10 protein-coding genes and 1 pseudogene are annotated in these 9,228 nt (G+C 38.8%); 7 read left to right on the top strand and 4 right to left on the bottom strand.

Annotated elements, in window-relative coordinates; translation table 11 throughout:
• The 3 genes and pseudogenes from LKJ51_RS07190 to LKJ51_RS07060 form a co-directional block, all read left to right on the top strand.
• Nucleotides 1-120, top strand: a pseudogene (locus LKJ51_RS07190) (tetratricopeptide repeat protein); the annotation flags it as partial.
• 23 nt (nt 121-143) lie between these two features.
• Complete coding sequence (gene recD2, locus LKJ51_RS07055) at nt 144-2,630, top strand: SF1B family DNA helicase RecD2 (RefSeq protein ID WP_291979594.1); 2,487 nt, start codon at nt 144-146, stop codon at nt 2,628-2,630.
• A 73-nt stretch (nt 2,631-2,703) separates the two neighbouring features.
• Nucleotides 2,704-3,675 (top strand): ribose-phosphate diphosphokinase, encoded by a 972-nt coding sequence (locus tag LKJ51_RS07060; protein ID WP_291979595.1) that lies wholly within the window; start codon nt 2,704-2,706, stop codon nt 3,673-3,675.
• A gap of 92 nt (nt 3,676-3,767) precedes the next feature.
• Here the strand turns inward: LKJ51_RS07060 and LKJ51_RS07065 are convergent, their stop codons facing one another.
• Nucleotides 3,768-4,193, bottom strand: coding sequence for a Spx/MgsR family RNA polymerase-binding regulatory protein (locus LKJ51_RS07065; protein WP_291979596.1), 426 nt, complete (start codon nt 4,191-4,193; stop codon nt 3,768-3,770).
• A gap of 268 nt (nt 4,194-4,461) precedes the next feature.
• Between LKJ51_RS07065 and LKJ51_RS07070 the strand changes: the two genes are divergently transcribed.
• The 3 genes from LKJ51_RS07070 to LKJ51_RS07080 all read left to right on the top strand — a co-directional run bounded on the left by LKJ51_RS07070 (nt 4,462) and on the right by LKJ51_RS07080 (nt 6,918).
• Nucleotides 4,462-5,739 (top strand): NlpC/P60 family protein, encoded by a 1,278-nt coding sequence (locus LKJ51_RS07070; protein ID WP_291979597.1) that lies wholly within the window; start codon nt 4,462-4,464, stop codon nt 5,737-5,739.
• Nucleotides 5,740-5,822: 83 nt separating this feature from the next.
• Nucleotides 5,823-6,266, top strand: coding sequence for a DUF3290 family protein (locus LKJ51_RS07075; protein WP_291979598.1), 444 nt, complete (start codon nt 5,823-5,825; stop codon nt 6,264-6,266).
• A gap of 16 nt (nt 6,267-6,282) precedes the next feature.
• Nucleotides 6,283-6,918 carry a DUF421 domain-containing protein gene (locus tag LKJ51_RS07080; protein ID WP_291979599.1) on the top strand — a complete coding sequence of 212 codons (636 nt, stop codon included), beginning with the start codon at nt 6,283-6,285 and terminating at the stop codon, nt 6,916-6,918.
• A 57-nt stretch (nt 6,919-6,975) separates the two neighbouring features.
• Here LKJ51_RS07080 and LKJ51_RS07085 read toward each other — a convergent pair whose 3' ends face one another.
• On the bottom strand, nt 6,976-7,914 hold the full coding sequence (locus tag LKJ51_RS07085; RefSeq protein WP_291979600.1) for a diacylglycerol/lipid kinase family protein: 939 nt from the start codon (nt 7,912-7,914) through the stop codon (nt 6,976-6,978).
• A 71-nt stretch (nt 7,915-7,985) separates the two neighbouring features.
• Entirely contained in the window at nt 7,986-8,198 is a 213-nt protein-coding gene (locus LKJ51_RS07090) for a DNA-directed RNA polymerase subunit epsilon (protein ID WP_003716860.1), read from the bottom strand.
• Between the two features lie 135 nt (nt 8,199-8,333).
• Between LKJ51_RS07090 and LKJ51_RS07095 the strand changes: the two genes are divergently transcribed.
• Nucleotides 8,334-8,810, top strand: coding sequence for a hypothetical protein (locus tag LKJ51_RS07095; RefSeq protein WP_291979601.1), 477 nt, complete (start codon nt 8,334-8,336; stop codon nt 8,808-8,810).
• Between the two features lie 55 nt (nt 8,811-8,865).
• On the opposite strand, the gene LKJ51_RS07100 is transcribed toward LKJ51_RS07095, so the two are convergent.
• A partial coding sequence (locus tag LKJ51_RS07100) for a peptide deformylase (protein WP_291980223.1) occupies nt 8,866-9,228 on the bottom strand: 363 nt, incomplete at its 5' end.

Here is a 9,228-nt window from a genome sequence, read left to right on the forward strand (position 1 = left end):
AAGGACTACTTAAGTCAATCACGGCAACTTGACCTGGACTACTACACAAAGAGTGAAAAACGAATTGCTGAGATCGAAAAGACCCTACAAGCAACTCAAAAGCCACAAAATGAAAAATAATATTTTAAGGAAGGATGACTTTCATGGCAGAAGAGATTAACCTATTTGAGGCGCCAAAAGAGCCATCCTTTTTTGTTGGCCAGGTTCAGTCAGATATTTTTGATAGTCCGGATTCGTTTTATAAGGTTCTATTGGTCTCAGTTGAAGATGCTAATTTTGATTGGAATGAAAGTGAAATTACGGTCACGGGAAGCTTTGGCGACCTCCGTGATGATCAAACATATCGCTTTGAAGGAAAGTTAGTTGACCACCCTAAATATGGTCGTCAGTTTCAAGCAAGTTCATATCATGCCAACCAACCTACGAGTCGGGAAGGAATTGTTAACTTTCTTGCGGGCAAGCAGTTCCCTGGAATCGGGAAGAAGACCGCAGAGAAGATAGTTGATAAATTAGGAACCCATGCGATTGATAAAATTAATGCCGATCCACATGTTCTTGATGGTTTGAAACTTCGGGAGACAGTTCGAAGTAGTCTGGTTGAGAATTTAAATGCTAATCAAGGGATGGATCAGATCATTATTGGATTAAATGATCTTGGCTTTGGTAGTAATTTGAGCAGTGCTATCTTTGACCATTATGGCGATGAAACATTAAATGTGATCGGCGAGAATCCGTATCAGCTAGTTCAGGACATTGAGGGAATTAGCTTTAAGCGGGCCGATCAAGTAGCAATGAAGATGAAAATTCCTGCAGATGATGAACGAAGAATTTCGGCAGCCATTATTCAGTCAATTGATGATTTGACAATGGCTAGTGGTGATACTTATACAAGCGCTAAACCACTGTTACAGGAAAGTATGCGGTTGCTTGCCGATGGATATAACGATCCCATTCCAACAGAAAAGATCACTCAGCAGATTGTCAAGATGGAAAAGGATGGTTCGGTTCAATATGAGGAGAAGCGGATCTATCCGGCTAGTTTGTATAAAGCAGAGTGGCAAATTGCGGAGAATCTTCACCGGCTTTGTCAAAAGCAGGAACATGTTAAGAATCAAAAGCAAGTCACGACGATTCTTGAAAAACTCCCCGTTAAAACTGGTATTAAGTATGATGCGGTTCAACTTCAAGCAATTAAAACGGCCTTAACCTCTAAGGTCATGTTACTTACTGGGGGACCCGGAACAGGGAAAACAACGATTATCAAGGGGGTTGTAGCTGCTTTTGCGGAGCTTAATGAAATAGCGCTTGACCCTAATCAGTATAAAGAAAAAGCCTTCCCAATATTGCTCGCTGCACCAACCGGGCGAGCTGCTAAACGGATGAGTGAGGCAACTGATCTACCAGCAAGTACAATTCACCGTTTGTTAGGATTAAACGGTCGTGAGATGCCGACTGAACTAAATGCTAAAGATTTGGAAGGAGCATTACTAATTGTTGACGAGATGTCGATGGTTGATACGTTGTTATTTAAGGTTCTTGTTCAATCAATTCCAACATCAATGCATGTGATCTTTGTTGGTGACAAGGATCAGTTACCATCCGTTGGCCCGGGTCAAATCTTTCATGATCTGTTAGCTTTCGGTAATTTACCACAGATTGAATTAACCAGAATTCACCGTCAATCTGCTGACTCGACAATTATCCCGCTTGCCCATGCTATTCGAGAGGGGAAGATCCCAAGTGACTTAACCGTAAAAATGGCGGATAGATCATTTATTGCATGTCATTCTCAGCAGGTTGCTGGGGTAGTGAAGCAAATTATTGAAATGAGCCAACAGCGAGGATATGACGCCAGTGATCTTCAAATCTTAGCACCGATGTACCGTGGAGCAGCTGGGGTTGATCGTTTAAACGAGCTTTCTCAGAATGTTTATAACCCGGCAAATCCTAATAAACAAGAAATTGAATTTCGAGGACAGGTTTTTCGGGTTGGTGATAAGGTCCTCCAATTAGTAAATAATCCTGAAAGAAATGTCTTTAACGGCGATATTGGCAGGATCACTTCTATAGAGAACGGTCCAACTAAGGGGAAAAAGAACGCCACAATGACGATCGATTTTGATGGTAATGAAGTCAATTATGGTCGGTTAGAATGGTCACAAGTTCGATTGGCATATAGCATCTCAATTCATAAGTCTCAGGGGAGCCAGTTTAAGATGGTCATCTTACCCCTTGTCCATGAATTTGGCCGGATGCTCCAGCGTAATCTTCTGTATACCGCTATTACCCGTGCTGCTGATAAATTGATTATGGTCGGCGAAACATACGCTTTTGTTACGGCAATTAATAGTCAATCGGTCAACCGTCAAACGAGTCTTGTAAAACGATTAACTGATGTTTGGAAACACCATAATGAGTTAAAGACACCACTTGAGCAGGGGACTGAGGGTCAGAATGATAATTCCCAATCTTCGACGTCTCAGACTGACAAATTAGAATTACGGGATCAATCGGTACCGAATCAGCAAATTGGGGGAGAAAGAATCTTAACGCCAGCACTGATTAAATCAGGTCAAATCGATCCGATGATCGGGATGGAAGGAATCAGCCCAGCTAGTTTTAAAAAATAGTTCAGCTTGCACCAAGTAGAAAAACTTGCGATAATAGCATTGGATTGTTGATTTTATCTTGAGGAGAATAACAATGACTGAAATAAAAGATGCAAAAAACGTTCGTCTATTTGCCTTGAACTCTAATGAACCACTTGCTGAGAGCGTTGCCGATAAGATCGGTTTGCCTCTTAGCAAAGCTTCAATCAGCCACTTTGCTGATGGCGAAATTAAAGTTACAATCGACGAAAGTGTTCGGGGATGTGAGACCTACGTTATCCAATCGGTTTCCGATCCTGTTAATACGAATTTAATGGAACTGTTGATTACGGTTGATGCTCTTCGTCGGGCCAGTGCCGAAAAGATTAACGTTGTAATGCCATACTATGGCTATGCACGCCAAGATCGGAAGGCACGAAGCCGAGAACCAATTACCGCAAAGTTAATTGCTAACCTGCTAGAAATGGATAAGATCGATCGATTAATTACGATTGATCTTCATGCTGCTCAAGTACAAGGATTTTTTGATATTCCTGTTGATCATTTACAAGCAACCCAATTATTTGCAAAGTACGTTGAGAAACGTCAGCTGGGCGATGATATTGTTGTTGTTTCACCAGATCATGCGGGGGTTAGCTTAGCCCGGCGGTTTGCAGAAAAGATTAAGGCACCGATAGCAATTGTTGATAACCGAAATGACGAGGTTCGGGAGCGAAGTGATCAGGAAGTTCCAGAATACGTGATTGGTGATGTTAAGGGGAAGGTTGCGATCATCGTTGACGATATTGTCGATACGGGTGTTAGGATGAGCCTTTCCGCAAAAGCATTACGACAATTTGGTGCCGAAAAGATTTATGGAGTAGCTACTCACGCTGTTCTATCAGGGAATGCTCCTCAAGTATTAGAAGATTCACCGCTTGAAGAAATGTGGGTGACCGATACAATTAAATTGCCAGCCGAAAAAGAATTTAAGAAGCTTCATCGGTTGTCAGTTGCTGATCTCTTAAAAGAAGCAGTTGTACGGGTTCATAATCATCAATCAATTCGTGAATTATTTAATCATTAAAAAAGAAAATGCGGAGAAAAAGTAAATTGTTTTTTCTCCGCATTTTCTTTTTAATATAGAATAAATTTATAATTGCATATAAAAATAGCCAGCTAGAAGGGAAAGGCAAAGTGTTGCGGCTGAATATCCTGCTTTAATAATAGATCTGCAAGTTCATCTTTTCGTTCTTGTTGAGAAATGAAGATTCCCATCTTTTCCTGATCAAAACCTGTTATTAACTTGTTTTCATCACAAATAATTGGATTTTTCAAAACGTGGGGATTACTCTGGATTGCGTTTACAAGTTGATTAATTGTTAGACTATCAGAAGTTAATTGGAGAGCCTTTGTATCCTTTGAGCGGGTAGAAATTAGATCAGCAGTCCCGTTAATTGATTTATTCAAAAGGCTAAAGATCTCTGAACGTGTTAGCGGTTGTTTTGTAATATTGCGCTCATTAACAACTAGTTGATGAGCTGTAAGCCACTTAACTGCCTTCCGTTTTGAAGGATCGTTAGTGTGATAGTAGATATTAATCATTCGATCACTTCCTCCTATAACTATTTTTATTTTATCAATGAAATGAAATTAGTTGGTTGCTTTACCAATTCTCTTTAATAAAACTTAAGCAAAATAATATTTTTGTAACCTTTTTCACTGGATTTTGCTTTAAGTTAAAAATAAAATCTTTAAAAATGTTAAAATTAGTACAAGAATTTCTAAAAAAATGATATGGTAAAGAAGATTTGAGTTTATTAACTAAGTAATTAGCAATTATTTTCGTTTGTTTTTGAGAGGATGTTTCTGTATGGTCAAGAAAATACATAAGTATAGTTCATCAAAAAGATTTGTTGCTGGGACAATGGGGGCTTTGAGTGTCTTTGCTCTCACTACTCAGGCAAATAATGTTGCTGAAGCAAAGGGGAAGAGTGCAAGCACTGGTAGCACTGAACAACCGGCTTCCATGAGCTCTTCAGCAAGTGCAATTCGTAATAATGGTCAACTATCATTAGCACCAATTAAGTCATCATCAGATGCTTCAAATGACGCTTCTGCCAAGAACGGTCTTTACGTTGTGAAGAGTGGGGATATTTTAAGTGAATTAGCTGTTCACTTTAACGTTAGCTTGAATGACTTGGTTGCCTGGAACCATATTCAAAATCCTAATTTGATTTATGTTGGTCAGCAGTTATCTGTTAATGGCAAGAATGTTGCTTCTGCTAACACTCAATCAGAAATGACACTTGCACAACCACAATCATTTACTGTAGCTGGAAATGCTCAACAGACTACACCACAAACTTCGGTAGCATCTGTTCAACAAGCAGCTCCTCAACAAGTTGTTGAAACACCTGCTAATCAAAGTACTGCTGTTCAGCAAGGACAGGCATCAGCAACTAGCCTTGCATATACCAGTTCTTCAAACGCTGCAGCATACAATAGCAATGCTTCTACTAGCCAACAGCCCCAACAAGCTTCAGCAACTGCGGTAACTTATCAGCAACAAGCAGCAGCGGTTAATACAAACAGTGTTTCTCAAGCTCCTGTTAATAGCACTGCTAATGTCCAACCCAGTTCAAGTCAACCAGTAGCTCAGCAACAACAAGGGGAAGCCACTAATTCAGCAGTGGCTACTCAACAATCACAAGCTCAAGTTCAACAAAACCAAGCTGCTCCACAAACACAACAAGCAGCAAGTCAGAACAATAATGTAAATCTTCAATCTGGTTCCGTTGTTAGCTTAGCAAGTAAGATTGCTAGTTCTAATAGTGTTCCATATCAATGGGGTGGAAACACACTTAACGGGATGGATTGCTCCGGATTCGTTCAATACGTATACGCAAATGCTGAAGGTAAACAATTACCTCATAACAGTACTGCAATGGAAAGTTACGTTAACCAAAAGCCAGTATCACAAGCACAATCAGGAGATCTCCTTTTCTGGGGTAACCACGGAAGTTCATACCATGTTGGGATTTACATGGGGAACAACCAATATGCTGCTGCCGCTAAGCCAGGGACAAACGTGGCTGTATACAATTTGAGCCCTTACTTTAATCCAAGCTTTGCTGGGACAGTTAAATAGAAATATTGTATAATTAATTATATAGAAAAAGAAACCGGGTTTTCCTAGTTTCTTTTTTTAGTTATGATAGTGAGGAGCTTACGATGACCTTTTATACAGAAAGCTATTTTATGCACCAGCAACAATTTAATAGCCTAGTTAATTATGTTGTAATCCTAATATTAATCTTATTGGTATTGATTAATTCATTCCGATACTTACATCACCAATTACAGACTCGTTACCGTGACTTAGGAATTATCTTTTTTATCCTCCTGTTAATTTTTGCAGGACTGCAGATTACTAACCTGAAAAAAACTTATTCACAGCAATCGCAGTCACTTCAAATGCGACCGTTTATTAAAGCAGTTGCGCGAGATCACAATATTAGTCCCAAAAAAGTTGTTGTTAATTCAACAACACTAGCTGATGGGATAATTGTCCGCTTTGATAAAAGGGACTATCGAGTAAATCTGAGCCCTAATGGTGATAACTATACCCTTACTCGGGCTCATGTAGTTGATCATCGGGTTATTATTGAAAAGTAGGGGGAAAATTAAGTTTATGGACTATGGATTAATTACAATTAAGTTCGTTTTGGGCATGGTTTGTCTAATCTTTCAAATTAATATTCTCGGTAAAGGAAACCTTGCTCCGACTTCAGCGATTGACCAAGTACAGAATTATGTTCTTGGGGGAATTATCGGTGGGATTATTTATAATCAAGATATTACCGTATTGCAATTTGTAATGGTGCTATTAATTTGGACGTTAATTGTGTTTGTTGTGAAGTATGCTAAAGATCATAATGCCGTTGTTCAAAATGTGATTGATGGTCGCCCACGATTATTAATAAAAAATGGTCAGCTCCTTGTTGATAACTGTATGCGAGCAGGAATGACTGCGAATGAGTTGATGTTTCGTTTACGAAGACACGGAATTTATGAGGTTTCAAAAGTTAAGAGTGGGATCTTAGAGCAGAATGGCCAATTGGTAGTGATTGAGAATAGCGATGAGAATGTTCGTTTTCCGTTAATTAATGATGGTCAAGTTAATGCAGACGTGCTTGAATTAATTCACCATGATGAGGAATGGGTTAAGCAACAGGTAAAAGAAGCCGGCTTTGACGATATTAATGATATTTATTTAGGTGAATATCTTCACGGGAAATTGCACCTTGTTGCTTATCCTAAGGACTAAGTTGAGTAATAAAAATACCTCTAGCATGTGTGAAGTGCTAGAGGCTTTTTTATGTAATTATTTGTTTGGTTCCTGCCAAAACGGGTAATGGCTGGTATCTATTGTAAGGTCATAGAAACGATTTCCCATATTTTCCCCATCAATCTGACCAAATTCTAGTGAAGTGGTTGAATAGTGGAGTTTATCTGTATGAAAGTGTTGTGCAAATCGGGATTCAGCTAGTTTACCGCGGGCTAGCTGAATTACCTCCCATAGTGTTAGAAGCCAATTTTTTCGTTCAGCAACCACCATATTAATCTTGTCATCGTTAATATCAGCTGAACGGTCGATTTGAAAGCCACCGCCAATATAAGGGTGGTTGGTAGCAACGACAATAAAAGCGTTAGCGAAAATATGGTGATGCCGATTTTCTTGAAGTGTTAATTGGAAGGGCTGTTGATCGTAGATAACTCCAAATGCTTTACAAAGGTAGGAAAAAGTTCCTAAATGCATTTTATTTAGCCTTTTCTTAGTATTTGATGAATTAGTTCGACTAACAATTGCGGCATCAAATCCAATACCAATGTTATTTAGGAAGTAGCCTTCATCTTTTTTTATTGCTTCAATATAGTGACCGACTGTGATGTTCTTTTTATCAGTTGCCGAAAGGATCTGCTGAAGTGCTTTTTCAGGATTTAATGAAATCCCATAGCCACGTGCAAAATCATTTCCAGTCCCAGTCGGAATATATGATAAGGGAAGCTTAGAATTATTTTTCATTAGACCATTTAATACGTTATGGAGGGTTCCATCACCACCAATTACGATTATAACAGTATTAGAATTGTTAGAATATGCCTGTGAAATCTGCTTAGCAAAGAATTCTTCATGTTTGGCATAATCAGTCTGGTGAAGGGAATAATCTAATTGTCCCTCAAATCCTGGGCGGAGGACATTCCAAGTCTTAAGAGCTTTCCCGTTTCCAGCGGTTGGATTAAGAATTATCTCGTAATGCATATTTAGACCTCCCTTAGCGTTAAGCAAAAAACAGCCGGGAGAATTGGATTCCCGACTGTCTTAATCAGCAACTAGAACTTGGTAATCTTAAAGTTTGGATTTTGCTTTTCGTATTCCAAAGCTTTGTCGTCTAGTTGTTCAACAAATTCGATGTTGTAGTCAGTGTTTTCTTCAACCAATAATAATGCTTGGGCTTCTGAATCGGCTTCAATATACAATGATTGAGTATTTTCACGAACCGGCCGTTTAGTTGCATCGGGTTGGTAGTATACCTTAAAAGTCATACTGTAAAATGCTCCTTATTATTTTATTTAAACTTAAGTTACTTAAATTATTTTAGCACATCTAATCAACTGTGTTACTTAAATTTGGAAAATGGTATGATTAAGTTAAATATAATTAGGAAATGGGATGAGCCTATGTCATTCTTTTGGCTAGTTCTTTTAGCGGTTATTGTCGTAATATTAATTTATATCATTATCCATCGGGTACTGATTAATAGGGCAACCTTGATGTTAAAAAAGCAAGCCCAGTCGGTAACTAATAAAGCAGTGAATGCTTGTCTTAGTCAATTTGGTGGGCAGCCATTTGACTTATCTTCTGAAATTGTTGCTGATGTTTGGGGAAAGGGTGTTTTAGCATTCGAATTTTACTTTGTTCCTACTGATTATCATCTAACAACGGATCAGCTAAGTCGAGATACTCTTGAGAAAAAATTAAATGCTTATGCAAAAGAGAATAATGTTCAAGCTTATGAAAAGACGTCCACCGTATTTAGGGTTACCGATTGGTGGACGTACGAGAAGGTTTTACATATTGACGTGGCATATGTCTTAAATGAAGCAACACGTGAGTATATTGCTGATCTTCATCGGTTAGACCAGCACAGTAAGTAAAAAATAAGCCAGTGGAAATAACAATTAGTTTTTCCACTGGCTTATTTTTTAAATTTTAACTGATCATGATTGTATCGTCAGGGGCCTTAAATGGGTCGTCCTTATTAATGTGATCATAGAAGAGAACACCATGAAGGTGATCGATTTCGTGTTGACAGACGATTGCTGGGTAATTCTTTAACCGAACCTTATGACTTTCACCATTCACATCTTGATAGCGTAAGGTAATTCGGTCGTGTCGCGGAACGTAACCAGGAACGTCCTTATCAACGGAAAGACAACCTTCTCCTTCTGTTAAAGCACCATACTGGACTGATTCACTAACAATTACAGGATTAATAATAACGTCCTTAAATGAAGGTTGATCATCGTCTTCATCTAAAGAAGGAACCAAGACGGCAGCCATTTGCTTTGAAAT

Source organism: Limosilactobacillus sp., from assembly GCF_022651205.1.
Lineage (GTDB): Bacteria > Bacillota > Bacilli > Lactobacillales > Lactobacillaceae > Limosilactobacillus.

What these genes read in the sequence shown, in the direction of transcription:
- recD2 (WP_291979594.1), top strand. Translation starts at nt 144, where the DNA reads ATGGCAGAAGAGATTAACCTATTTGAGGCGCCAAAAGAGCCATCCTTT.
- LKJ51_RS07060 (WP_291979595.1), top strand. Translation starts at nt 2,704, where the DNA reads ATGACTGAAATAAAAGATGCAAAAAACGTTCGTCTATTTGCCTTGAAC.
- LKJ51_RS07065 (WP_291979596.1), bottom strand. Translation starts at nt 4,193, where the DNA reads ATGATTAATATCTACTATCACACTAACGATCCTTCAAAACGGAAGGCA.
- LKJ51_RS07070 (WP_291979597.1), top strand. Translation starts at nt 4,462, where the DNA reads ATGGTCAAGAAAATACATAAGTATAGTTCATCAAAAAGATTTGTTGCT.
- LKJ51_RS07075 (WP_291979598.1), top strand. Translation starts at nt 5,823, where the DNA reads ATGACCTTTTATACAGAAAGCTATTTTATGCACCAGCAACAATTTAAT.
- LKJ51_RS07080 (WP_291979599.1), top strand. Translation starts at nt 6,283, where the DNA reads ATGGACTATGGATTAATTACAATTAAGTTCGTTTTGGGCATGGTTTGT.
- LKJ51_RS07085 (WP_291979600.1), bottom strand. Translation starts at nt 7,914, where the DNA reads ATGCATTACGAGATAATTCTTAATCCAACCGCTGGAAACGGGAAAGCT.
- LKJ51_RS07090 (WP_003716860.1), bottom strand. Translation starts at nt 8,198, where the DNA reads ATGACTTTTAAGGTATACTACCAACCCGATGCAACTAAACGGCCGGTT.
- LKJ51_RS07095 (WP_291979601.1), top strand. Translation starts at nt 8,334, where the DNA reads ATGTCATTCTTTTGGCTAGTTCTTTTAGCGGTTATTGTCGTAATATTA.